At 61.2% G+C, this 24,125-nt stretch carries 21 protein-coding genes; 3 read left to right on the top strand and 18 right to left on the bottom strand.

Annotation, left to right across the window (positions count from 1 at the left end; all coding sequences use genetic code 11):
- Positions 1 to 4 precede the first annotated feature (4 nt).
- The 3 genes from pfkA to VQ071_RS11515 all read right to left on the bottom strand — a co-directional run bounded on the left by pfkA (position 5) and on the right by VQ071_RS11515 (position 2,446).
- Positions 5 to 973 (bottom strand): 6-phosphofructokinase, encoded by a 969-nt coding sequence (gene pfkA / locus VQ071_RS11525; RefSeq protein ID WP_340514148.1) that lies wholly within the window; start codon positions 971 to 973, stop codon positions 5 to 7.
- Between the two features lie 20 nt (positions 974 to 993).
- Positions 994 to 2,019 (bottom strand): tetraprenyl-beta-curcumene synthase family protein, encoded by a 1,026-nt coding sequence (locus VQ071_RS11520; protein WP_340514361.1) that lies wholly within the window; start codon positions 2,017 to 2,019, stop codon positions 994 to 996.
- A gap of 85 nt (positions 2,020 to 2,104) precedes the next feature.
- Positions 2,105 to 2,446: a hypothetical protein gene (locus VQ071_RS11515; protein WP_340514147.1), complete on the bottom strand. Its 342-nt coding sequence runs from the start codon at positions 2,444 to 2,446 to the stop codon at positions 2,105 to 2,107.
- A 151-nt stretch (positions 2,447 to 2,597) separates the two neighbouring features.
- Between VQ071_RS11515 and VQ071_RS11510 the strand changes: the two genes are divergently transcribed.
- The gene (locus VQ071_RS11510; protein WP_340514146.1) at positions 2,598 to 3,935 is read left to right on the top strand and encodes a multi antimicrobial extrusion protein MatE; all 1,338 of its coding nucleotides are present in this window, start codon (positions 2,598 to 2,600) and stop codon (positions 3,933 to 3,935) included.
- Positions 3,935 to 5,095, top strand: a complete 1,161-nt coding sequence (locus VQ071_RS11505) for an MFS transporter (protein WP_340514145.1) — start codon at positions 3,935 to 3,937, stop codon at positions 5,093 to 5,095. The genes VQ071_RS11510 and VQ071_RS11505 overlap by 1 nt, the downstream gene beginning before the upstream one ends.
- Positions 5,096 to 5,201: 106 nt before the next feature.
- Here the strand turns inward: VQ071_RS11505 and VQ071_RS11500 are convergent, their stop codons facing one another.
- The 8 genes from VQ071_RS11500 to hisS all read right to left on the bottom strand — a co-directional run bounded on the left by VQ071_RS11500 (position 5,202) and on the right by hisS (position 15,102).
- The gene (locus tag VQ071_RS11500) at positions 5,202 to 6,146 is read right to left on the bottom strand and encodes an Rpn family recombination-promoting nuclease/putative transposase (protein WP_340514144.1); all 945 of its coding nucleotides are present in this window, start codon (positions 6,144 to 6,146) and stop codon (positions 5,202 to 5,204) included.
- A 148-nt stretch (positions 6,147 to 6,294) separates the two neighbouring features.
- On the bottom strand, positions 6,295 to 7,638 hold the full coding sequence (locus tag VQ071_RS11495; protein WP_340514143.1) for a hemolysin family protein: 1,344 nt from the start codon (positions 7,636 to 7,638) through the stop codon (positions 6,295 to 6,297).
- A gap of 288 nt (positions 7,639 to 7,926) precedes the next feature.
- Positions 7,927 to 9,240, bottom strand: coding sequence for a replication-associated recombination protein A (locus VQ071_RS11490; protein ID WP_340514142.1), 1,314 nt, complete (start codon positions 9,238 to 9,240; stop codon positions 7,927 to 7,929).
- Between the two features lie 97 nt (positions 9,241 to 9,337).
- Positions 9,338 to 10,381, bottom strand: a complete 1,044-nt coding sequence (locus tag VQ071_RS11485; protein ID WP_340514141.1) for a CotH kinase family protein — start codon at positions 10,379 to 10,381, stop codon at positions 9,338 to 9,340.
- 170 nt (positions 10,382 to 10,551) lie between these two features.
- Positions 10,552 to 11,001, bottom strand: coding sequence for a hypothetical protein (locus VQ071_RS11480; protein WP_340514140.1), 450 nt, complete (start codon positions 10,999 to 11,001; stop codon positions 10,552 to 10,554).
- A gap of 178 nt (positions 11,002 to 11,179) precedes the next feature.
- Positions 11,180 to 11,941 (bottom strand): tRNA threonylcarbamoyladenosine dehydratase, encoded by a 762-nt coding sequence (locus VQ071_RS11475; protein ID WP_340514139.1) that lies wholly within the window; start codon positions 11,939 to 11,941, stop codon positions 11,180 to 11,182.
- Positions 11,942 to 11,974: 33 nt separating this feature from the next.
- Positions 11,975 to 13,819 carry an aspartate--tRNA ligase gene (gene aspS / locus VQ071_RS11470; RefSeq protein WP_340514360.1) on the bottom strand — a complete coding sequence of 615 codons (1,845 nt, stop codon included), beginning with the start codon at positions 13,817 to 13,819 and terminating at the stop codon, positions 11,975 to 11,977.
- 2 nt (positions 13,820 to 13,821) lie between these two features.
- Positions 13,822 to 15,102 (bottom strand): histidine--tRNA ligase, encoded by a 1,281-nt coding sequence (gene hisS, locus VQ071_RS11465; protein ID WP_340514138.1) that lies wholly within the window; start codon positions 15,100 to 15,102, stop codon positions 13,822 to 13,824.
- A 627-nt stretch (positions 15,103 to 15,729) separates the two neighbouring features.
- Between hisS and VQ071_RS11460 the strand changes: the two genes are divergently transcribed.
- Positions 15,730 to 16,779, top strand: a complete 1,050-nt coding sequence (locus tag VQ071_RS11460; RefSeq protein ID WP_340514137.1) for an NAD(P)/FAD-dependent oxidoreductase — start codon at positions 15,730 to 15,732, stop codon at positions 16,777 to 16,779.
- 195 nt (positions 16,780 to 16,974) lie between these two features.
- Here VQ071_RS11460 and VQ071_RS11455 read toward each other — a convergent pair whose 3' ends face one another.
- The 7 genes from VQ071_RS11455 to VQ071_RS11425 form a co-directional block, all read right to left on the bottom strand.
- Positions 16,975 to 17,145, bottom strand: a complete 171-nt coding sequence (locus VQ071_RS11455) for a hypothetical protein (RefSeq protein WP_340514136.1) — start codon at positions 17,143 to 17,145, stop codon at positions 16,975 to 16,977.
- A gap of 101 nt (positions 17,146 to 17,246) precedes the next feature.
- Entirely contained in the window at positions 17,247 to 17,690 is a 444-nt protein-coding gene (gene dtd, locus VQ071_RS11450; RefSeq protein WP_340514135.1) for a D-aminoacyl-tRNA deacylase, read from the bottom strand.
- A 105-nt stretch (positions 17,691 to 17,795) separates the two neighbouring features.
- The gene (locus tag VQ071_RS11445) at positions 17,796 to 19,994 is read right to left on the bottom strand and encodes a RelA/SpoT family protein (RefSeq protein WP_340514134.1); all 2,199 of its coding nucleotides are present in this window, start codon (positions 19,992 to 19,994) and stop codon (positions 17,796 to 17,798) included.
- 118 nt (positions 19,995 to 20,112) lie between these two features.
- Positions 20,113 to 21,552, bottom strand: a complete 1,440-nt coding sequence (locus tag VQ071_RS11440) for a sensor histidine kinase (protein ID WP_340514133.1) — start codon at positions 21,550 to 21,552, stop codon at positions 20,113 to 20,115.
- The gene (locus VQ071_RS11435) at positions 21,549 to 22,229 is read right to left on the bottom strand and encodes a response regulator transcription factor (protein WP_340514132.1); all 681 of its coding nucleotides are present in this window, start codon (positions 22,227 to 22,229) and stop codon (positions 21,549 to 21,551) included. The genes VQ071_RS11440 and VQ071_RS11435 overlap by 4 nt, the downstream gene beginning before the upstream one ends.
- A gap of 27 nt (positions 22,230 to 22,256) precedes the next feature.
- Positions 22,257 to 23,423: an ABC transporter permease gene (locus VQ071_RS11430; protein ID WP_340514131.1), complete on the bottom strand. Its 1,167-nt coding sequence runs from the start codon at positions 23,421 to 23,423 to the stop codon at positions 22,257 to 22,259.
- The gene (locus tag VQ071_RS11425) at positions 23,420 to 24,124 is read right to left on the bottom strand and encodes an ABC transporter ATP-binding protein (protein ID WP_340514130.1); all 705 of its coding nucleotides are present in this window, start codon (positions 24,122 to 24,124) and stop codon (positions 23,420 to 23,422) included. The genes VQ071_RS11430 and VQ071_RS11425 overlap by 4 nt, the downstream gene beginning before the upstream one ends.
- Between the last annotated feature and the right edge of the window lies 1 nt (position 24,125).

Below are 24,125 nucleotides of genomic sequence, written 5' to 3'. Positions count from 1 at the left end.
CGGGTTATTGCGCGAGACGAATCGCGAGGTTGTACAGATCCATATTAAACGTCTTCTTGGTCGAGACGACGGTATCGATGTCGGTCGTGACGAGCTCGCCCTTGACGATGCCGCAGCCCTTGGCAGAATCTCCCGCTTCGAGGCGCTCGACGGCGAAGTCTCCCAGCCGGCTCGCCAGAATCCGGTCGTTGTGCGTCGGAGATCCGCCGCGCTGGATGTGACCAAGCACCGTCACGCGAGGCTCGATGCCGCTATGCTCGGTAATCTGACGCGCGATCTCGTCGCCGCCGCATACGCCTTCGGCAACGATGACAATACTGTGACGCTTGCCGTTCTGGAAGTTCTCCCGCATACGCTGCGAGATCTCGCGGATGTCGAACGGAACCTCCGGCACGAGAATCGACTCCGCTCCGCTGGCAAGGCCCGCATAGAGGGCGATATCGCCGCAGTGGCGCCCCATGACCTCCACGACGGAGGAGCGCTCGTGCGACGTCATCGTGTCGCGCAGCTTGTTGATCGCGTCCACGACGATGCTCGTCGCCGTATCGAAGCCGATCGTGAAGTCGGTGAACGGAATATCGTTGTCGATCGTGCCGGGCAGGCCCATCGTCTTGATCCCGAGCTTGCTCAGCTTGTTGGCGCCCTGGTAGGAGCCGTCTCCGCCGATGACAACCAGACCGTCGATGCCGTGCTTGCGGAGCACCTCTGCGCCGCGCTGCTGGCCTTCCGGCGTCACGAATTCCTTGCATCTGGCCGTCTGCAGTATCGTGCCGCCGCGCTGGATGATGTCGCCTACGCTGCGCAGGTCCATCGGCCTCAGATCTTCGTTCAGGAGCCCCTGGTAACCGCGCTGCACGCCGTATACTTCAAGTCCCCGGAACAGCCCGCTGCGGACGACGGCCCGCACGGCCGCATTCATCCCTTGTGAATCTCCACCGCTCGTTAGTACTGCGATCTTTTGAACTGCTCCCATCGTTTTCTACCCCTTTGCTGTTACATCGCTTTGCGTATGAGATGGCTGTTGAGCCAGAAAAACAAACGCGCCCACGGACTTCCCTTCATGAGCTGCTTGGCCGTCTGCCGCACCCGCCGCTGTCCCTTGACCTTCGGATCGGACAAGTACAGCGCGACGAGCCCTTCGACGATCATCCTGTGAAACCCGGAGGCGGGCAGCCGGTCCGCGGACGCCCGCGCACTGCGGACCATGCGCAGCAGCCGTTCGTTCATCTGTGCCTGGTCGGCGTAGTAGCTGCAAAAATTAAGATCGCCGCCCTGCTCGTCCTCGGCCTGGTCGATCAAATAATCGAGCAGAATGTGAAGGCCGTTGATGGACGGAAAATAGCATTCGGCCACCTGGCGGCCGAACCCCGGCTCGAGCTCCGGCTCGCTGGCGGCAAGGAACAGCATGAACATCCCCAGCGTAGAGCCGGTCGCAGCTGCGAACTCGTTCCAGAGAAGGCCCGGGTAGCGCGGCGCGTGCGACGCCCACCACGACAGCAGCGCCTCCTCTCTCTGGTCATGCGCGATATGCTTGTACACCTGCAAATCGCCGTACAGGGATACAAGCTCTCTGACATGCGCTTGCACGGCGCCGTATGCAGGCAATGCCGCCGCGCACCGCTGGCATTGCTCGACGAGCGCCGCCAGATACCCTCCGTCGTCCTGCTCCTGCCGCAGCGCATAGTAGTTGCGGACCGGCGCGCCCGGCGTTACGGCATCCAGCATGCTCTCGTGCAGGAGCCTGAAGTCCGCCGGATCGAGCGAGGTGCTCCTGTCGCACAGATTGTCCAAATAATCGCTGATGGTCTGCAGCGCCACGATGAGCGGGATGAGCACGTCCCGCTTGCCCAGATTGGCCGCCGCGTAGACGGCGCCGCCCTGACAGTGAAACTTCTTGGACGCAATACTGGCCAAAGCTTGCCTGCGCAGCTCGGGGTCGGGAATACCGCTCGCCCGCTCCCTCCATCCGTCCAGCGCCGTCTTGACCTCGGGCAAGATATACTTATATACGCGGACCATCAGCGAGATCGGACCGCGAGGCGACGTTCTGGCCAGCCATCGTTCGTCACTCACATGGTACCTCCATGCACCCTTGCGGTCTCCATTAACCGTGCCGCTTGATGTCTTCTTCTTCAAGATCCTGCTGCGTTCGATACCAGATCTGCAGGTCGTGGATGACGCTCGCGGCTTCGGCGATCTCTCGATTCAACGAACAGCATCGGCCGAAGTCCTCTTCCTCGAACAACTCGTCCAGCATCCTGCGGATCTGCGCCTCGCGAGCGAGAATCGCATCCGGTATGCGTCCCCGGACGAACTCCCACCGGGCCACGACGGAAGCCCGCTCCTCCGCGGTCATCCCGTACCATGGCTTGTCGAAGCTCGGCACTTCAATGCCGAGGCGTTCGTTCCACACGAACTGACAATCCAGCCACACTGCCTCCGTCATCGCTCGAATCACCACATCCAGCCTGCTTTGCGTCTTATATAATTTATCATTTCACAAAGCCTAAATCCAGTGAAAAAGTATTGAAAACGCCCCCGCTTCGGCTGCAACACTGCTATAATAACCGAGTACCTTAAACGGGAGATGAATGTCGTTGTCAGAACATCAAGAGCGCGTATCGCTTCGGACACTTTTTTTATTTTTCATACCTCTGGGCATCTCCGCCGTGTTGATCAATCTCTCGCATGTCATCATCAACGGCACGCTCGCCCGCGCGGACGAGCCCGAGCTTGTCATCGCCGGTTACGCGACGGCCATGAGTCTGCTTACGGTCAGCGAGCGTCCCGCCGTTTTGTTCAGAGAGACCTGCTCCGCGCTTGTGCGCGACCGCATCTCGTACCGGGCCATCCTCCGTGTCGCATTTATCGTATTCGGCGCCTCCCTCGTCTTCGGCGCGATGATCGGCTACACGCCGGTCGGCACGCTCGTGTTCGCGGGCGCGTACGGCGCGGAGCCAGAGGTCGCCGAGGCCGCCGTGAACGTCTACCACGTACTGATGTTCCTCAGCATCTTCTCCGGCATCCGCTGTCTGTATCAGGGCATCATCATCTATAAAATGAAAACGCGCTGGCTGACGATCGGCATGGTATTTCGTCTCGGCGGCATGTTTCTGCTGGCGCAATATATTCAGCATATCGGCGTCACGAGTTCCGCGCAGGGCGCCGTTATTTTCGTATTCGGCATGATGATCGAGGCTTTTGTCAGCTGGCTGGAGGGCCGCCGGCTCGCCCGCAAGCTGCCGGTCGAGTCGCCCGAATGCGAGGTGAAGCAGCCCAGGCAGATTTTGCAGTTTTACAATCCGCTCCTGTTTTCTTCGTTTATTGTCGTATGGGTCCCGCCAATTCTCAATGCGCTCCTTGGACATACGGACCGGGGCACCTTATCCATCTCCTCGTTCGCCGTAGCGGGCAGCTTGATGAATTTATGCCTCGGCTTCTTCACCTACTTTCACCAGATCGCGCTTCAGTTCTACAAGACCGACCCCGGACAAGTCAGACGGTTCGTGCTGCTCATGGGTTTTACGCCCGCAGCTCTGCTGTCTTTGTTCGCATTTACGCCGGCGGGCGACTGGATGCTCGCACACCTGCTCGGAGTCGAGGGAAGACTGCTCGCCGAGAGTCTGACAGCGCTGCGTGGCTTTATTCCTTTCGTGCTGATCTTCCCCTGGCTCGATACGCTCAACGGCGTTATTTTGTCCAAGGGTCAGACGAAGCTGATGTTCGGCTCCCAGACGGCCAATGCGATCGTCACAACCGTACTCATCGTATTGTTGACGCTGTCTTTGCCCGGTTGGACGGGCATTCTCGGTGCCCTGGCGCAGTCGGGCGGCTTGCTGGCCGAGCTTGGGCTGCTCTACTGGCTGTTCAGACGCATCGTCAAGACTGAAGCTTTAACGAATATCGCAACATTGTCCGGAAAGGAAGCGCCCTGATGAATAGACCGAACTTTTTCAAGTCTCAGCTTACCGTTCTGCGCAGCCTTCACTTCTTCAACTATGCCACGCAGACGTTGATCGCTACGTTTTTCCCGCTTTATTTTTACGATCTGGGCTTCACCAAGCTGCAGATCGGCGCCGTCTATTCGGTCGGTCCGATGATGTCGATCTTCGCCAACCTGCTGGCCGGCATCGTGAGCGACAAAACCCAAGGCCTGCGTCGCGTGCTCAATCTGATCTTCCTCGGACAGATCGTCGCGCTCGCCCTGCTGCTGCCGCAGAAGGAATTCGTACATATCTCGCTCGTGATGGCGCTCCTGTACTTGTTCCAGACGCCGGTCAACGCAATGATGGACAGCATGACCCTGCTCGCCGCGAGCACGATGCGCCGCAGCTTCGCCTCGATCCGCATGTTCGGCTCGCTCGGCTTCGCGTTATGCTCGCTCGTCTTCGGCTACGTGCTGAAGCTGACCAGCTCCGACTGGACCCTCTGGCTCGCGCTCGCCACGGTATGCGGGTCTCTGCTGATCTCACTTGGACTGGCAGACTTCCAGTCCAAGGTAGGCAAGTTCCGCTTCGGCGGCCTGCTCGATATTTTGAAGCGCGGGGACACGCTCGTCTTCTTCCTGCTCGTCGCCTTCGTATCGATCGCACACCGGATGAACGAAGGCTTCCTCGGCGTGGCCATGCGCGAGCTGGGCGCAAGCGACGACCTGATCGGGTATGCCTGGCTCGCCTCCGCGGCCAGCGAGATTCCCGTGTTTTTCCTGCTGGCGCGCTACGGCAACCGCTTCAAGGAGATCCCGCTGCTGGCGATCGCAAGCCTCCTGTACGCGGTCCGGCTCAGCCTCATCAGCGTCATCCACGAGCCCGCCGGCTTCATCGCCGTCCAGGCGATGCACAGCGTGACGTTCGGCATCTATTACATTACCGCACTCCGCTACCTCCAATCGATCGTGAGCGACGAATACCGCTCCTCCGGACAGGCGGTATTCAGCGTCGTCTGGACCGGGATCGCCGGCCTCATCGCCGGTACGGTCGGCGGCGCCCTGTTCGACGCCTACGGCTTGTCCACCGTCTTCCGTACGGGCGCCGTCTCGGCTCTGATCGCAGCCGCAGGGTTTATGCTCGTCCATCTGCGCAGGCCCGGGAGCTGAACGACAACAAGCCGTTTCCTGCGCGTAGGAAACGGCTTTTCATTTTAATGCTGGCTGCCGGCCCATCTATTAGCCGCGGCCGCATTCGATTACCGTCTTGCAGCGCTCAATCCGCCGTCCCGAGACGTGCGACCTCCTCCGGCGTCAGCTCGAGCATATCCGCGACTTTGTCCGGCGTCATTCCTTTACCGAGCAGCTTGCGCACGACATCCTTGCGTTCCTCCAGCATCCCCCGGTCTTTTCCTTGTTCAATTCCTTGTTCAATTCCTTGTTCGACACCCTCTTCGAATCCCCATCGCTTCCACGCCGGCATCAAATCCATAATAAAAGCCTCCTCTTCGGGGACCATCTCCCGCAGCTCATTTAAAATCTGTTCGTCCTCTTCCGGCTTCGGTTCGTAGTATAAATCCGCTACCGACATGACGAGCGCCATTCGGGCGGGATCCAATCGGTCTTTGAGCCGAAGCAGCATCCGCAAATATGCAAACCGAAGCTCCCGCCTTTCCCTTCGATTATATCCCATTTTGCCGAGCAGCGCAGCGGCGACAGGGTTGTCCGAATCCGCAAAATCTCTCCAGTTCTGCTTTTTCAATTCGACCTTTAAAAAATTGAACCGAACGATCTCTTCAGATGAACCTGGCAATGTCATCACAAGCGAATTCGGCTCTTCGCCGGCGGAATCCGAAGTAAAAACGGCGACCGGGACGATCAGCTTGTGCGTGTGACGATATTTCTCGAACAGTCTGCCAAAGTAAATAAACATGCGCTCCACGAACCGTACGTCCCGATACGACTGAGGCTCAAAATGCAGCAGCACGAAAATCTCGGCCGCCGCCAGCTGCACTTCGAGGAGCAGATCAAGCGTACGGGCATCCTGGCCCACAATATCCACGAGCTGCTCCTGCATGAGCAGCTTCGCCTTCGAATAATCGAGCGTCTGATGAACTTCAGGAAAAAATAGTGCCATAAATTCTTCGAAAAACGTTTGCAGCAGCTTCTTGAAAGCTTCATCATGCGGTGTCGTTGGTGCCGTGCGCCGATCGTTCGCCATCCTGTTCCCCCTAAGTCCCACCGAACGCAAAAAGCCGCCCGCTCCCGCTAAGGAAGCGAACGGCGCATGCTTTGCGTCCGATATCGTTCTAATATCGATACCTTATCAACAATCGCGGCGATATGCAAGCCTGAAAATGAGCCGGTGACTAACCCGATGCCGCCTGAAGCGGCGCATTGCCTTCATAGGCTTCGGGCCGAATGATCGAGATGCGGGATACGCGCAGATTGTCGATCTCCGTCACGACGAAGCGGTGGCCCGATTCAAGCTCGATCGTCTGGTATTTGCGAGGCGGAATCTCGATCTGCGAATACATCCAGCCGCCGATCGTGTCGTAGTCGTCCGACGGAATGTCCAGTCCGAACTCCGAATTGATCTCTTCGATCAGCACCAGGCCGGATACGGATAACGTATATTCGTCGACGCGTTCCATATCCGGACGCTCCTCGTCGAATTCGTCCTGGATCTCCCCGACCAGCTCCTCCATGATATCCTCCAGCGTGACGAGGCCGGATGTGCCGCCGTATTCGTCGATGAGGATGGCGATCTGGGTCTTGCGCTTCTGCATCAGCTTGAGCAGCGTGCTGATCGGCATGCTCTCCGGCACCGTCGTCATCGGACGCGCCAGCTCGCGGATGTCGTGCACCGCATCGTCGGGCAGCTTCAGCAGGTCTTTGATATGGATAAAGCCGATAATATCGTCCTTGTCGTCGTCGCACAGCGGGTAACGCGTATGCATCTCCTTGAGCGCGACGGACTTGTTGGCCTCGAACGAATGTGCCGCGTACAGACAGACCATCTCGGTACGGGGAATCATAATCTCGCGGGCGGTCGTATCGGCAAAATCGAAAATGTTGTCCATGAGCGCAAGCTCGGTGTTGTCGATCAATCCGCTCTCATGGCTCTCCTTCATGAGGATGCGGATCTCTTCTTCGGTATGGGCGGACGACGACTCGGACGCCGGGGCGATGCCGAACAGGCGCAGCAGCCCGTTGGCCATGCCGTTAAGCAGCCAAATGAACGGATTCATGATGCGGGCGAACAGAATGAGCGGACCCGCGGCCCAGAGCGTGATCTTCTCCGCCTGGCGAATCGCCAGCGTCTTGGGCGCAAGCTCGCCGAGCACGATATGCAGCACGGTAATCAGCGTGAACGCAATCACGAAGGATAGAGGATGAACCCAGGACTCAGGCAGTCCCAGCACTCCGAAGAGCGGCTCGATCGCATCCGCAATCGCCGGTTCGCCGATCCAACCGAGGCCCAGGGAGGCCAAGGTGATGCCGAGCTGACAAGCGGACAGATAAGCGTCCAGATGTGAGGTTAAATGCAAAGCGAAGCGTGCGCGTGCATTGCCCTCCTGCACCAGCGTATCGATGCGGGAGCCGCGCACCTTGACCATCGCGAACTCGGCCGCGACGAAAAAGCCGTTCAAAAAAACCAAAATAAAAATAAAAATCAGGTTAACCGCGACCGGAAAGGGGTCATCGCCCAAATCGTCCCTGCTCCCCGTGACGGAGAACAGGTGCACCTCCTTTGAATTCAAGAAACAAATGATAAGATGGAACCGATACTTTATATCCTAAGCTTAGTCGATCTCCCGTCGCCCCGTCAAACGCAGCATCGGGCCGAAAACGGGAGAAGAAGCGATCCTGCCGGGCATGAATCCGCCGCTGAGCGGCGGAAATGCCCTTCAAACGCCTCATATCCCGAATCTCGCCCGGATCGGAGCGATCGGAGCCTGTCAGCTTGTCCGAATGGGTCCGCGCAGCCGTCGGATTCGCTAGCCGTCGGTCTTCCGTCTGCGACGTTGGTTCGTACGGATTCTCTCTTCCATTCCCTGTTCCGTCGCCTCGTAGAACACGCGGCTTTTCAGCTTTTCGGGCAAATACTGCTGCTCCACGTAGTGACCGGGAAAATCGTGCGGGTACTTGTAGCCGACATGCCCGAGCTTCTTGGCCCCGCCGTAATGACCGTCGCGCAAATGCATCGGCACCTCGGCCGATTTGGTCTGCTCGAACGACGATTCGATCTTGCCGATCGTCACCGCGATTGCGTTGGACTTCGGGCTCTCGACCGCGAACAGGATCGCCTGGGCGACGATGTACTTGGCCTCCGGCCAGCCGATCCTGTGATATGCCTCCATCGCGCTCACCGCCTGCACCATCGCCTGCGGATTGGCGAGTCCGATGTCCTCGCTGCAGGCGACCGTCAGCCGGCGCAGGAATGTCATCGGGTCCATGCCGAGCCGCTCGACCGCGTACAGGAACCAGTACAGCGCCGCGTCGCTCGAGCCGCGTATGCTCTTGTGGAACGCCGACAGCACGTCGTACTGCGTCGACTCGTCCGCCTGAATCGTCGGCTGGCGGATCGATTCCTCCGCGACCTCGAGCGTCAGGCGCACGGAGCCGTCCGGCTCGGAGGGCGTCGTGACGGCGGCCAGCTCCAGCGCCGTCAGCGCACGGCGGATATCGCCGTTCGCCATCGACGCGATATGGTCGAGCGCCTCCTCCTCGACCTGAAGCTTCATGAATCCGAGTCCCTTGGCCGGATCCGCGATCGCCCGCCGCATCGCCTCGAGCGAATGCGCCTTCGTCAGCGCCTCCAGACGGAACAGCGTCGAGCGGGAGAGCAAGGCGCCGTTGACCGAATGATAAGGATTCTCCGTCGTCGCCCCGATGAAGACGATAATTCCCTTCTCGACGGCAGGCAGCAGCGCGTCCTGACGGGCGCTGTTGAAGCGGTGCACCTCGTCGAGGAACAGAATCGTCTTGCGTCCGTACATGCTCTTGTTGCGCTCCGCCTGCTCGATGACCTCGCGCACGTCCTTGACGGACGCGTCCACCGCATTGAGGCGGACGAAGTCGCCTTCGGTCCGCTTGGATATAATGTGGGCGAGCGTCGTCTTGCCCGAGCCCGGAGGCCCGAACAGAAGGATCGAGGTGACGGCATCCCCTTCGATCGCCCGCCGCAGCAGCTTGCCCGGTCCAACGATATGTTCCTGTCCAATATATTCGTCCAGCGACTCGGGGCGCATCCGGTCGGCCAGCAGCCTTGCGGTCGGTCGCTTCTCCTCGCCGTAGCTGAATAAATCCATCCCTGTTCCCCGCCTTTCTCCATCCCTCTATTTTACCAGATGAGATGTGCCTCCGAAAGGCTCAAGGGAACTTACGTTCGCTAAAATAACGCCATGTTTACATCCGCTTCATATCTCGGAGCAAAATCACGCGGCGATCCCTGATATATTGGCGAATGGTGTTCAGCTCGCCGGAAAAATCGGCATAGCCGCCGCGCTTGAGGCGTTCCTCCCGCATATACGGTGCGATTCGGCGAAACAGCTTTTCGGCATGCGGCATAATCGCGCGCTCCGTAAAAACGGTTCGCAGCAGTCTCGACAACAGACGCTTATACCGCTTTTTGTACGCAGGGACGGACAGCAGCTTGCGCGTCAGCGCGTTGTAGCCGCCGATCTCCACCAGATCGGCGCGTACGGACTTTCCGAAGCAATTGCGTCCCCAGGTACCCTCGTAATCCCAGGGAATCATGCGCCATCGGCCTCCGTCCCGCTCCCGGTACATCGCGTAGTTCTGGTCGAAGCCATCGTAGTTGCCGGTCAAGACCGCTCCGGCCAGCCATTTCAAATAATTGTCGATATCCAGGTGCTGCGCCAGAAATGCGGCGAACTGCGACGTCGTGCGCCGGCGGTGCAGGCCCGCGATAAAACCGCTCAGCCGCTCCCGCTCCCGCTGTCCCCCGTAACGGTACTCATAGCCGGCCAGCAGCGACACGCGCGGAGCGTTCCGGAAGTCCGCGCGGTCGTTGACCGCGTAGAACAAGCTGGACGCCCGCAAGCCCCTTTTCTGAAAAAAATCGGCGTCAACCGCCTCGATCTCCAAATAAACGCCTAACGGAATGCCGTTGCAGACGAGCAGGACGTGGCGTGTGGAGGGGCTCGGCAGACCGATCCGGTCCAGAAGCCAGAACGACAGAGCGTTGCGAATCAGCGAAGGATCGTCGAATTCGGCGTTGTAATGGCGCGTTCCCTCAGCCGATGCGAACTCGAACGAGCGCTTCGGATAGGCTCGCGTATGCCCGCCGCGGTATCGCACTCCGATGCGCGTCGTACGCTTCCCCCACTCCCGCGTCTGTGCGGGGACGAAGCGTCCGTTCCACAGATTGTTCTCCAGCTCCGCTGCATGGCGCTCCGTAATGTGCAATTGGACGACGGGTAACGGCAAATGCTTCGCCTCCGTCCGGGCCGCTCGCCCCGAATTATTCATGAAATAGCCTATTCCGGGAAGCGGCGGACGTGACGGCTGTCTCTCGCCATTCCTCGGCGCTAGGAAAAACCGCCATCGGACGATGGCGGTTTCGGCGGAACGCCGCAGGGCGCTTTATTCACAGCATGCTAACGCTTCTTGCGGCTGTAGGTCGTAGCCGTACCGCCCGACGTTCTCCGGGAACGATGCGGTTCGTGCGAATGATGCCCGCCGCCCGGACCCGGGTCGATGCCGCCGGGTCCGCCCAGAACGCCGAGGCCGTCCAGCCCGGGACCGGGTCCCCAGCCCAGGCCGCCCTCCAGGCCGCCGAGCGTGCCGATGCCGCCCAAGCCCCCCAGCCCGCCCAGTTCTTCCGCTCCCGGAACGATCTGTTCGGGGACGGCAGGCGCGATGCCGCCGGAATAATGATGACTCCGGTGATGGCTGAGATGATGGCTCCGGTGGCCGCCGTCCGGCTTTTTATGCTTGCGGTGCGGCTTGCAGCGGCATGGCTTCGGATGATGCTTTTTGCGCCGCGGCGTGCGGCAGCTTGAAGTCAGAAGAACGCCGCTCTCGTTCGCGGATGCCCGCTTGCTCATGACTCTACACCTCCATACGAACAAGGATGCTCCAGTGTATGTAGGACATCAGCGGAGCGACAGGGACATTCGCACAAATTGGGCGCCTTGGCGCATAATTATCTATCCATACCCAAGCCTAAAAGAAAAGCCTCTTCCCGCGCGCATACCATTCGCTCGGGAAAAGGCCTCTATAACGTCAGCTCTGCTTCTTTTTGCCCGCTTCCACCAGCTCGCGGAACACGACGCTCACCATGATGAGCCCCGCGACCGGCGGCACGAAGGCATTGCTCGAAGGCGGCTGCTGCGCCTTGCGGATGTCCTTGGGCGCCGTATCCGGCACGATGCGCTGGGTGACGTCCTCAAGCGGCTTGATCGGCTCCTCCGTGGAGAAGACGACCTTGACGCCCTTTTTGATGCCCTCCTTGCGCAGCTTCGTGCGGATGACGCGCGCGATCGGGTCGACCGTCGTCTTGGAGATGTCGGCCACCTGGAACCGGCTCGGGTCCATCTTGTTCGCGGCGCCCATGCTCGAGATGATCGGGATGCGGCGCTCGAGGCACTGCTTGATCAGATGAATCTTGTAGGAGATCGTGTCGGACGCGTCGACGACGTAGTCGAGCGGGTACTTGAACAGCTCCTCGTACGTCTCCTCCGTGTAAAACATCTTCAGCGCGATCGCGTCGCAATCCGGGTTGATCAGCTTGATGCGGTCGCGCATCAGCTCGGCCTTCGGCTGGCCGACGGTCGTCGTCAGCGCGTGGATCTGCCGGTTGACGTTCGTGATGTCGACGACATCCTTGTCGATCAGGATGATCCGTCCGACGCCCGAACGGGCGAGCGCCTCGGCGGCGATGCCGCCGACGCCCCCGATACCGAGCACGGCGACCGTGCTACCCTTCAGCGTCTCGAGCCCTTCGGGACCGATGGCAAGCTCCGTACGCGAGAACTGATGCAGCATCGAATCGCTCCTCTCTTGGCTATAATCCCGTTTTTATTCCTCGACAGCCGCAGGCTCGGCACCGGCTTCGCCCTCGGGCTGTTCGGCCGGCGCGGCGGCTTTGGCCTGCGCCGCGAGCGCCTTGGCCGACAAGCGGATGTGCAGGTCTTCGAGCTGCTTGAACTCGACGCCGGACGGCGCATGCGACATCAGGTCGGTCGCGCTCGCCGTCTTCGGGAAGGCGATCGTCTCGCGCAGGTTCGTGCGGCCCGTCAGCAGCATGATGAGACGGTCGAGCCCGAAGGCGATGCCGCCGTGCGGCGGCGTGCCGTAGTCGAACGCGTCGAGGAAGAAGCCGAAGCGCTCCTTCGCCTCTTCAAGCGTGAAGCCGAGCGCGGAGAACATCTTCTCCTGCACCTCGCGGCGGTAGATCCGCATCGAGCCGCCGCCGACTTCGTAGCCGTTCAGGACGATATCGTACGCCTGCGCGCGGATCGCGCCGGGGTCGGTGTCGAACAGCGGCAGGTCCTCGTCGCGCGGACGGGTGAACGGGTGATGCTCGGCGACCCAGCGCTTGCCTTCTTCGTCCCAGCCGAGCAGCGGGAAGTCGACGACCCACAGGAACTTGAACTTCGTGTTGTCGATGAGGCCGAGGTCGCGGCCGACCTTCAGGCGCAGGTTGCCCATGACGTCGGCGGCGGTCTTCAGCTTGTCCGCGGAGAAGCAGAGCAGGTCGCCGTCTTCGACGCCGAGGCGCTCGGTCAGCGCGGCGATCTCCTCGGGCTTGAAGAACTTGACGATCGGCCCCTTCCACTCTCCGTCCTTGACGGTGATCCAGGCGATGCCCTTGCCGCCGTAGCGCGCGGCGAACGGCTGCAGGTCGTCGAGCTCCTTGCGGCTCCAGCTCGCGCAGCCCTTGGCGTTGAGCGCCTTGACGACGCCGCCGCCCGCTGCGACTGAAGCGAACACCTTGACATCGCTCGTCTTGACGATGTCGGTGACGTCTTCGATCTCAAGGCCGAAGCGCAGGTCCGGCTTGTCCGAGCCGTACTTGTGGATCGCGTCCGAATACGTCAGACGCTGGAACGGCGTCTCGATCTCGGCGCCGATCGTCTCGCGGAACAAGCGCGCCATCAGCTCCTCCATCATGCCGAGCAGTTGGTCCTGCGACAGGAACGACGTCTCGATGTCGACCTGGGTGAACTCGGGCTGCCGGTCGGCGCGCAGGTCCTCGTCGCGGAAGCAGCGGGCGACCTGGTAGTAGCGCTCGATGCCGCCGATCATGAGCAGCTGCTTGAACAGCTGCGGCGACTGCGGCAGGGCGAAGAACTCGCCCGGGTGAACGCGGCTCGGCACGAGATAGTCGCGCGCGCCTTCGGGCGTGCTCAGCGTCAGAATCGGCGTCTCGACGTCGAGGAAGCCGTTGTCGTCGAGGAAGTCGCGGAACACCTTGGTCGCCTTGGAGCGCAGGTACAGCGTGCGCTGCATCTCCGGACGGCGCAGGTCGAGATAGCGGTACTTCAGGCGCAGCGATTCGTCCACCTCGACGCCGTCCTCGATCGGGAACGGCGGGGTCTTGGCGCTGTTCATAATCTCGACCTCGGTCACCTGCACTTCGATCTCGCCGGTCGCCAGGTTCGCGTTGACCGTCTCCGGATCGCGCTCGACGACTGTGCCCTTCACGGCCAGCACGTATTCGTTGCGGGCGCGTCCGCCGAGCTCCAGCGCATCGCCGGAGAACTCGGGGTTGAATACGATCTGCACGATCCCGCTGCGGTCGCGGAGGTCGATGAACAGAATGCCGCCGAAGTCGCGCCATCCTTGCACCCAGCCGTTCAGGACGACCGATTGTCCTACATGTTCCTTCGTCAGCTTGCCTGCGTCAAATGTCTTCAGCATCGTCATTGCGCTAACCCCTCTTCGTCTTGTTGGTTCCATTCGCGTACGGCCTGTGCCAATCCGTTAATCGGCACCTGCCGCTGCTCCTGCGTCTTCAGGTTCTTGAGTCCGACCTCGCCGCGCTCCAGCTCGTCGTCGCCGATGACGGCCGCGAAGCGGGCGCCGATCCGGTCGGCCGCCTTGAACAGCGTCTTCGTCTTGCGGCCCTGGTAGTCCTTGTCGGCCGACAGTCCCGCCTCGCGCAGCCGGTAGAGCAGGCCGGGCGTCTCGCGCTCCGCCCGCTCGCCGAGCGCGATCACGAACACGTCGACGGCCGGACCGAAGTCCGGCTTCGCCTGCTGGCTCTCCAGCAGCATGACCGTGCGCTCCAGTCCGAGGCCGAGGCCGACGCCGGGCCGGTCCTCGCCGCCGATCTCGGAGACGAGGCCGTTGTAGCGCCCGCCGCCGCCGATCGTGTCGATCGCGCCGATGCCCTGCGCCTTGTACTCGAACGCCGTGTGCGTGTAGTAGTCCAATCCCCGCACGAGCCGCGGATTGACGCGGTACGGCACGCCCATGTCGTCCAGGTACCGGCGCACGAGCGCGAAGTGCGTGCTGCAAGCCTCGTCCAGGCTGTCGAGAATCGAGGGCGCGCCCTCGAACTTGTCCTGGTCGACCTTGCAGTCGAGCACGCGCAGCGGATTGCGCTCCATGCGCGCCTGGCAGTCCTTGCACAGCGTGTCCTTGATCGGACGCAGGAAGCCGAGCAGCGCATCCCGATAGGCTGCGCGCACCTCGGGCGTGCCGACCGAGTTGATGTCGACGGTCACGCCGGTCAATCCCACTTCCTTGTAAAAGGCATAGCCCAGCGCGACGACCTCGGCATCCAGCGCGGGGTCCTCCGAGCCGATCGCCTCCACCCCGAATTGGTGGAACTGCCGGTAGCGTCCGGCCTGCGCGCGCTCATAGCGGAACATCGGCCCGATATAATACAGCTTGGACAGCTCGGGCTCTCCGTACAGCTTGTTCTCGACGTAGGCGCGCACGACGCCCGCCGTGCCCTCCGGCCGCAGCGTCATGCTCCGCTCGCCCTTGTCGACGAACGTATACATTTCCTTTTCGACGATGTCCGTCGTCTCGCCTACGCCGCGCCGGAACAGCTCGGTCGACTCGAACACCGGCGTGCGGATCTCTCTGAACCGGTAGCGTCTGCCGACTTCGCGCGCGGTCTGCTCGACGTATTGCCACAGCTCGGACGTACCCGGCAGGAAATCCTGCGTGCCCGGCGGCTTCTGGAATGCCATCATCATCATCCTCCCGAATTCATCAAAAAAAGCCCTCGCCCGGATGCGCATGCGTCGCGTATCCGGGACGAGAGCCTGATCTATGCCCCCGCGGTGCCACCCGTCGTTCGAACGCCTCGTCCCGCGGAAGCCGCAGAAAGCGAAAGCGATCGCTCTTAAGCCGGTTAACGCCCGGCGGACGCCTGCAAGCTACTGGAAGGGGCCTTCGTCATCGGCTCCGGAGAGCGCGGCGCTGAAGCATTTCCATTCGTTCGCGAGCGGTTCTCGGGGAGGTCGTTCGTCCGGTCATCGGCGGATCGCTCGCAGCCTGAAGGCGATCCTCTCTGAAGACGTGGGTCCGGAGTACTTTTTCCCGTCATGGAATCCATGGCTTGTTACAATTGAATTATATTCTACCCTTGCGGGAGGCTGTGTGTCAAGAATATGCGGCAGGCAGACAGCGGGCAGAGCAGCAGGCAGAGCAGCGGGCAGCAACGGGCCGACTTCGCCTCTATCGCACCCCGTTCAATCAATAACGATTCTCATTCTCATGAAATTGTGATACGATAGCTGGAAAGAGCCTGCAGCCGATGGAAAGTCGTCCGCCCGGCTCCACCAAGAGAATGTTAAAGGAGCGATACAACGCTTATGTTACCGAACGTATTCGACGTCACGATCATCGGCGGAGGTCCGGCCGGACTGTATTCCGCATTTTATAGCGGCTTGAGGGAAATGAAAACGAAGCTGATCGAATATCAGCCCGTGCTCGGCGGCAAGGTCAATGTATACCCCGAGAAAATGATCTGGGACGTCGGCGGACTCACGCCGGTAACGGGAGAGCAGTTGATCCAGCAGCTGATCCAGCAAGGACTCACCTTCAATCCCGAGGTGGTGCTGGGCGAGAAGATCACCTCCATCACCAGACAAGGGGACGATATCTTCGTGCTCCAAGCCGCAAGCGGCAGCCTCCATTATTCGAAAACGGTCATTCTGGCCGTCGGCGGCGGCATTCTCAAGCCGACCAAGCTGGATATCGAAGGCGCGGACCGCTTCGAGGTGTCCAACCTTCACTACACGGTCAAGTCGCTCTCCCGCTTCAAGGGCAAGACCGTCCTCATCTCGGGCGGCGGCAACACGGCCATCGATTGGGCCAACGAGCTCGAACCGATCGCCGAAAAGGTGTATCTGACCTACCGCAAGGAGACGCTGAAAGGCCACGAGGCCGAGGTGACGAAGCTGAACAGCGGGTCGGTCGTCTGTCTGCTTAACACCGCCATCGACAAGCTCGTCGCCGCGCCGGATCATGAATCGATCCGCAGCGTCATGCTGCGCAGCATAGAGGACGGCTCGACGGTCGAGCTGCCGGTAGATGAAGTGATTATCAATCACGGCTACGAGCGGGACAGCGATCTGCTCGACAAGAGCGACATCGCCGTCCGCATGAGACCGGACTGGGGCATCGACGGCACGCCGATGAGCGAGACGTCCGTGCCGGGCCTCTATGCAGCCGGAGACATATTGGCGCACGACGGCAAGCTGCATCTGATCGCCGGCGCCTTCCAGGATGCCGCGAATGCCGTCAACAAAGCCAAGCAATTCATCGCTCCGGAAGCAAACGCCTATGGCATGGTGTCGTCGCACAACGACGTGTTCGCGCAGCGCAATGCGGAGCTCAAAAAGCAAATGTTCGCGAAGTAGCGCAAAAAAAAGAGCTCGCACGGTATCCGGCGGGCCCAAGGTTGGTGCTTTATAGAAAAAGGGGGTCACCAACTATATTAGTCGGAATTCATTAAGGACGGATGAAAGCTTTATTACGTGTTTGTTACAAATGGTGGAAAGGGCTGTCACAAGCGGATTCGTTCAGAATCTGCCGTGACAGCCCTTTTTGGCAAGTCAGCCGCGTTTCGATCGATTCGGACGTCTGCCGCCTGCCGTCAGCCGGGAATCCGGCGCGAGCTCGGAGGCGAATTCCTCGCGGATCAGCGCCTGCGCTTCGCGCCGTTCCGCACCCGGAAGCATGCGGCCCGCCTGCTCCACGGCGGCTTGCTTTGGTGATCGGCGCATGCGATCGGCTCCTTTTCGCAAACGATATGAACACACATCGCTTCGTAGTGTTGCCGCGCCTGTCCGTTTTCATTCCGCAAATGCCGCTTCTTGAACGGCAATTATTCCTTGGTGTCCAAAATCAGTGTCACCGGACCGTCGTTCGTGAGCGACACATCCATCATCGCGCCGAACACCCCGGTCTCGACGGCAAGGCCCGCTTCGCGAAGCAGGCCGTTGAAGCGGTCGTAGAGCGCCGCAGCCGCCTCCGGCCTGGCCGCGCCCATGAAGTTCGGGCGCCTGCCCTTGCGGCAGTCTCCAAACAGCGTAAACTGCGAGACCGACAGAATCGCGCCGCCGATCTCCTTGATCGACAGGTTCATCTTGCCGTTCTCGTCTTCGAAGATGCGCAGCCCGGCGATCTTGTCCGCCATCCATACGGCGTCGCGCTCGTCGTCCTCATGGCCGACGCCGACGAGCAGCAGCAGCCCTTGCCCGATCTTACCGACCGTGTTGCCCTCGACAGCGACGCGCGCGTCCGATACCCGTTGCAATACGACTTTCACTTCAGCAGCACTCCTCACACACGAACGGCGACCGGGTCGGCCGCCGTCGCTCTTCATATTCATCCGCATGATTCAGCCGGCAGCCGCCGGCTGCGCGCTCTCCCGTTATTGCATTAATCGCTGGACCGAGAAAATGTCCTTGATCCGCTTGATCTTGTCGACGACGTTCTGCAGATGCTCCTTGTTGCGGATCAATATCGTCAGATGCATGATCGCAACCTTGTTGCGGTCCGAGCGGCCCGACACGGCCGCAATATTCGTCTTGCTCTCGGACACCGTCTGGAGCACCTCGTTGAGCAGCCCGCGGCGGTCGTGGCCGAGAATCTCGATCTCGACGCTGTAGCTCGCCTCGACCTCGTCCGCCCATTCGACCTCGATGACGCGCTCCGCCTCTTCACCGTCGGTGGCCGTCGGCAGGTTCTGGCAGTCCGACCGGTGCACGGACACGCCGCGGCCGCGCGTAATATAGCCGATGATCGGGTCCCCCGGCACCGGGTTGCAGCAGCGCGCGAAGCGGACGAGCAGATTGTCGACGCCCTTGACCCGCACTCCGCTCGTCGACCGCGAGCGGTTCGACGCAGCGCTATGCGAAGGCGCGCGCATCTCCTTGACTTCGCTCGTCAGCTGAATCTGCTGGGCTTCCTCGGCCTCCCTGCGCAGCTTCTCCGTCAGCCGGGTGATGACCTGCGCCGCCGTAATGCCGCTGAAGCCGATCGCGGACATCATATCTTCGATATCGTTAAACGTGAACTTGCGCGCGACCTCCAGCAGTTTGTCATCGGTCATCCACTCGGACGGCTCGAGTCCCAGCCGCTTCAGCTCGCGCTCGATCGCATCCCGGCCCTTCGCGACGTTTTCCTCGCGCTTTTCCTTCTTGAACCAGGCGCGGATCTTGGCGCGCGCGTGGGACGATTGGGCGATCTTGAGCCAGTCCTGGCTCGGCCCGTACGAATGCTTGGAGGTGAGAATCTCGACGATATCTCCGGTCTTGAGCTTGTGATCGAGCGGCACGATCCGGCCGTTGACCTTGGCTCCGATCGTCCGATTGCCGACCTCGGTGTGAATGCGGTAAGCGAAGTCGAGCGGCACGGCGCCCGCGGGCAGCTCGAACACCTCGCCCTTCGGCGTGAATACGAACACGAGGTCGGTGAAGAAGTCCATCTTGAGCGATTCCATGAACTCGGCCGCATCGCGCGTCTCCTGCTGGAGCTCGATGATCTCGCGGAACCAGTTCATCTTGTCGCCGAAGCTGCCTGCGACGTTGCCCGATTCCTTGCCTTCCTTGTATGCCCAATGGGCCGCGATCCCGTACTCGCTCGTCCGGTGCATGTCCCATGTGCGGATCTGCACCTCGGTCGGCTCGCCCGTCGGGCCGACGACAGTCGTGTGCAGCGACTGGTACATGTTCGCCTTGGGCATCGCAATATAGTCCTTGAAGCGGCCCGGCATCGGCTTCCACAGCGTGTGGATGATGCCGAGCGTCGCATAGCAGTCCTTGACGTTGTCCACAAGGATGCGGATTGCCAGCAGGTCGTAAATCTCGTTGAACTGCTTGCCGCGCTCGGTCATTTTTTTGTAGATGCTGTAAATATGCTTCGGACGGCCGGAGATATCGCCCTGGATGCCCATCTCCTCAAGCTTTTCCCGAATCCGGTCGACGAGCTCGGAGATGTACTGCTCCCGCTCCGTGCGCTTCTTCTTCATCAGATTGGCAATCCGGTAGTATTGCTGGGGATTCAGATAGCGCAGCGCGATATCCTCCATCTCCCACTTGATGGCGCTCATGCCGAGCCTGTGCGCGATCGGACAATAGATCTCCATCGTCTCGTGGGCGATGCGCCGCTGGCTCTCCTCGGACTGGAACTTGAGCGTGCGCATATTGTGCAGACGGTCCGCCAGCTTGATCAGGATGACGCGGATATCGTTGGCCATCGCGACGAACATCTTGCGATAATTCTCGTTCTGCTGCTCTTCCTTGGACCGGAACTGAATCTTCTCCAGCTTCGTGAGGCCGTCCACGAGACCTGCGATCGTCTCCCCGAACCGGTCGCGCACGTCTTCGACCGTAACCGTCGTGTCCTCGACCACGTCGTGCAGCAGCGCCGCTTCGACGGTGACGACGTCCATCTGCATCTGAACCATAATCTCCGCTACCGCTACAGGGTGGAGAATATAAGGCTCGCCAGATTTGCGCAGCTGCCCCCGGTGCGCCTCATCGGCGTACGCGTAGGCCTCCCGGATGCGCTCTAGGTCCTGTTCCTTCATGTATGTCGACGCTTTTTCAAGCAGCTGCTCCATGCCCATGCCATGTTCCTTTCCGCTCCCGACCGTCGAAAAATCCCGCAGGCCGCCGCGAATCGCGAAGTATTCCTTCCATTATGCCTCTTGGCGGAGGGAACCGTCAACAGCCGACAATGCCGCTTCAGCGGCGTTCGCGGTTGTCATGGGCGGGATGGGACGGCTCGGACGAGGGCAAAGCAAACGTAAAAACCGTGCCTTTTCCTTCAATACTGCGCACGGATGCCGCTGTGCCGTGCTTCTCAAGCACGAACTGCACGATGGCCAGACCCAGGCCGCTGCCCGTACGCGCCGAGCGCGCCTTGTCGGATTTGTAAAATCGCTGCCAAATCTTGTCGAGTTCGCTCTCGGGAATGCCGACGCCGTAATCCCTGACGCTGACATGCGCCCGGTCTCCGTCGCGCGTGACCTCGATCTCGACGCTGCGGTCGTTCGGAGAGAACTGGATTGCATTGAGCACGAGATTCGCCAGCACCTGGTCGATGCGGTCGGGGTCCGCGTACGCCCATACGTCCTCGCTGTCTCCGACAAGCGCCAGGCGGATGTCCCTGCGTCCCGCATCGGGCGTCATGCGGGCGAGCAAGCCCCGGATCCAGCTGCTGAGATTGTAGGAGACCGGTGATATCTCAAGCTGTCCCCCTTCCATGCGCGCGACGTCCAGCAGGTCGTTCACGAGCCGGTTCATGCGCTGCGTCTGCTCGCGCACGAGACCGAGATAATGCCGTTCCCGGTCCGGCGGCACGGCGCCGTCCAGCATCGCCTCGACGAAGCCGCCGATCGAGGTGAGCGGGGAACGCAGGTCGTGCGATACGTTCGCCAGAAACTCCCGGCGCATCCGGTCCAGACTGCCCAGCTCCTCGGACATATGGTTGAGCGAGGTCGCGAGTTCTCCGATCTCGTCGCGGTGCCGGTCCTGCAGCCTCACGTCGAAGCGCCCCTTGGCCAGATCTCTGGCCGCCTGCGTCATCCGCCGCAGCCTGGCCGTCATGCTGCGCGATACGAGCAGCACGATGACGGTCGATACGCAGAGCATCGTGATCATGATGTTGCGGAACAAGCCGCTGAATAAGCCCAGATCCTGCTGGAAAGCCTGCGATACGACAAGAATCGTCTGCGCGCTCCAGGACCGGTCGCCGCCGACCGGCCCGGCGGCGATCCGGATGCTGCCTTTGCCCTCGCGATCGGCAGGCCGCCAGACTTGGTCCCGCGCGGCGAGCGTCTCTCTGAGCGCCTCCGGATCGATCTCCGGTCTCGCGCCTTCGCCCGGGCCTCCCGTCTGCAGCACGACCTCCCCTGCTGCGTTCAGGAGGACGATCTGGCGGTTAGGCCCGCCGCTCATCTGCAGCGCCGACAGCAGCTGCCCCCTGCTCCAATGCTCGCGATAGGCGCTGCGCACGAGCGCCGCCGTCACGTCGAGCTGACGCATCTCCATCCGGTCGCTGCGGCTGCGCAGTTCCGAGCGGACGAAGCGGTCGGAGATGAACATCGTGATCGCAAAGGAAATGAGCAGGACGGCAAAAAAGGCGAGCAGCAGCTTGACGGTAATGCCGCTGTACCGCCTCATGTCCCGCTCGCCTCGAACTTGTAGCCGACGCCGCGGATCGTCTCGATCCGGTACGTCTCCGTCGTGCCGATTTTTTCCCGGATGCGCTTGATGTGCACGTCCACGGTGCGGGGATCTCCGTCGAACTCGTAGCCCCATATCCGGTCGATCAGCTGGTCCCGCGTGAATACTCGGCCCGGGATCGACGCGAGCAGATGCAGCAGCTCCATCTCCTTCGGCGGCAGCGTGAGCTCGCAGCCGCAGCACTCGACGATGTACCGGTCCAGATCGATGACCAGTCCCGGCACCCGGATCGGCTCTCTTGCGAAGCCGGGTAGCGTCCGTCTGAGCACGGCGCGGATACGCGCCATCAGCTCCTTGGGATCGAACGGCTTCACCAGATAATCGTCCGCGCCCAGCTCGAAGCCCTTGAGCTTGTCGTAGCTCTCTCCTTTGCCCGTGAGGATGATGATCGGCACCTGCCGCTCTGCGCGGATGCGCCTGCAGACGGCCCATCCGTCCAGGCCGGGCAGCATCAGGTCCAGCACGACGAGATCGGGCGGGCTGGACGTGAACAGGTCGAGCCCGTCCTCGCCGTCCCCCGCGATCTCGAAGGCGAATCCTTCGCGCTTCAGATACAGGCCGATCAGCTCGCTGATATATGGGTCGTCTTCGATGACAAGTATGTGCGCGGACAATCTGCCGCCTCCTTGCTGCCTATTGCGTTATTGACGAAGCGCCTCGACGGGATTAAGACGCGAAGCTCTCCTGGCCGGCAGATAGCCGAAAAGCACGCCGACGCCGATCGAAAAGACGACTGCGATCACCATAATGTCGACGGAGGGCGAAGCGGGCGAATCCATCATTTTGCCGACGAACTTGGACCCGCTCGCCCCGACCGCCACGCCCGCGATGCCGCCGAGCAGGCCGATCACCGAGGCCTCCACGAGAAATTGGAACAGAATGTCGCGCTGCTTGGCCCCGAGCGACTTGCGGATGCCGATCTCGCGCGTCCGCTCCGTCACGGACACGAGCATCATGTTCATGACGCCGATGCCGCCGACGAGCAGCGAGATGGCCGCCACGTACGTGAGCAGCGTGGACACCGACGTCGACACGGATGTAATCGTCTCGAGCAAATCCTGCTGATTGAATACATTATAGCTGTCTTCGTCGTTGCGGAAAAAGGACCTCAGATTGCTCTCCAGCTTGGCCTGCACCTTGTCTACGTTTTTCTCGCTGTCCACCTGGGCGTAAATCGTGCGGATCGCATCGGTCTTCAGGACGACGCGCGCCGTCGACAGCGGCACGATGATGACGTTGTCGCTCGACCCGTTTGTCGTGCTGCCCTTCGAAGCGAGGACGCCGACGATTTTGTACGGCGTTCCGTTCAACGAGATTTTGCTGCCGACCGGATTGCTCATCTTCAGCTCGGTCACGACCTCCGAGCCGATGACTGCGACCTTCTGCTTGAACGAGTCGTCGATGTCCATGATGAAGCGGCCCTGCGCCACCTCATAGTCGCGGATGTCCGCGAACGCCGGCGTCGTAGCGTTCACCTGCGCCGAATAGGTCAGCGTGCCCGACTTGGCCGTCACGTTGCCGCTGATGTTCGGGGCATAGCTCTCCACGTTGTCCACGTCCACCAGGTCCTTGACGTCGGTCTGCTTGATGCTCGTGACCGCGCCGCGGCCTACGACGTTAACCGTCAGCATATTCGTGCCCAGCCCCTGCAGCTGGCTTTTCACCTGCTCGGACGTGCCGTTGCCGATCGCGACCATGATCGTCACGGATGCGACCCCGATCAGAATGCCCAGCACGGTGAGCAACGTACGAAGGGGCTGGGCCCGCACGCTCCCCCATGCCATGCGGATGCCTTGGCTCAGCTTCATGAGGCCGCGCTCCTCTCCTCGGTCAGCTGTCCGTCCTGAATACGCACGACGCGACGCGCCTGCTCGGCAACTTTCGGATCGTGGGTGATGAGCACGATCGTGTTGCCTTCGGCGTTCAGCTCCTGGAGCAGCCCGATGACGTCGCGGCTCGTCTTGCTGTCGAGCGCGCCTGTCGGTTCGTCCGCGAGCAATAGCGGCGGCCGGCCCGCCAGCGCCCTGGCGATGGCGACGCGCTGCTGCTGGCCGCCGGAGAGCTGGTTCGGCATATGATACATCCGATCCCCGAGGCCGACCTTCTCCAGCGCTTCCTTCGCGAGCGCCCTGCGCTCGCGGCCGGACAGGCCGCGATAGACGAGCGGCAGCTCGACGTTGTCGATCGCCCTAAGGCGCGGGAGCAGGTGGAAGCTCTGGAATATGAAGCCGATCTTGTTGTTGCGGATATTCGCCAGCTTGTTGTCGCTGAGCTTGCCGACTTCGGCGCCGTCCAGCAGGTACTGGCCGCTGGTCGGCGTATCGAGGCAGCCGAGCACGTTCATGAGCGTCGACTTCCCGGAGCCGGACGGACCGATGATCGCCATGAAATCGCCTTTGTCGACCGTCAGCGAGATGCCGTCGAGCGCGTTCAGCGTCTCTCCCGCCAGCGTATACTTCTTGTAGACATCCTCCATCGTGATGAGCGGAGCTGGCGCTGACTTGCTCATG

Origin of the sequence: Cohnella sp. 56, from assembly GCF_037963805.1 — a bacterium.
In the GTDB taxonomy this organism is placed as follows: domain Bacteria; phylum Bacillota; class Bacilli; order Paenibacillales; family Paenibacillaceae; genus Cohnella.
The sequence above is the reverse complement of the archived record's forward strand: the minus strand, read 5'-3'. Positions and strand labels throughout refer to the sequence as shown.